Raw genomic sequence first — 639 nt, forward strand, 5'->3', positions numbered from 1 at the left:
CTTGGATTCACATAATAAGTGCAACATCGTTAATCCGGAAGTAAACATGTTCGTATTCCTTTAAATAATTCATTCGGTGTTTTCCCTCCCCGTGTTTTTCTGGGGCGATTATTTAATCGGTTTACCACAAAATTGATTTCCTGATCAGAGACTTTATTAAAATCAGTTCCCTTTGGAAAGTATTGTCTGATGAGTCCATTGATATTCTCATTTATCCCTCTTTCCCAAGGCGAGTAAGGGTGAGCAAAATAAATTTGGGTTTCTAATTTTTTACTCATGATTTCATGCTCTGCGAACTCCAAACCGTTATCGAATGTGATGGTCTTAACCCTTTGTTTTAACGGGTATAATGCTTTCACTACCGCTTTTGCTACTTCTGATGCCCGCTTGCTATCAAGTTTAACAATTATGGTATACAACGTTTTGCGGTCAACCAGGGTTAATAAGACACTTTTTTTATCTTTCCCCACTATCGTATCACCTTCCCAGTCGCCAATACGTTCTTTTTTATCAACGACTTCTGGTCGAACATCAATACTGACCCGATTTTTAATTTTGCCTCTTTTTTCATAGCGACCATAGCGTTTACGATAGGGTTTTCTGGCAATTCGCAGATGTTGCCATAAATCACCCCCCTCT

Annotated in this window: 1 protein-coding gene; it reads right to left on the bottom strand. The window is 38.7% G+C overall.

What is annotated here, in order from left to right; translation table 11 throughout:
• Nucleotides 1-29 precede the first annotated feature (29 nt).
• Nucleotides 30-639: IS30 family transposase (locus tag EAE89_RS23145; RefSeq protein WP_214086685.1), on the bottom strand; the 610-nt coding region annotated here is incomplete at its 5' end.

This window comes from Photorhabdus heterorhabditis (assembly GCF_018448905.1).
GTDB classification, from domain to species: domain Bacteria; phylum Pseudomonadota; class Gammaproteobacteria; order Enterobacterales; family Enterobacteriaceae; genus Photorhabdus; species Photorhabdus heterorhabditis.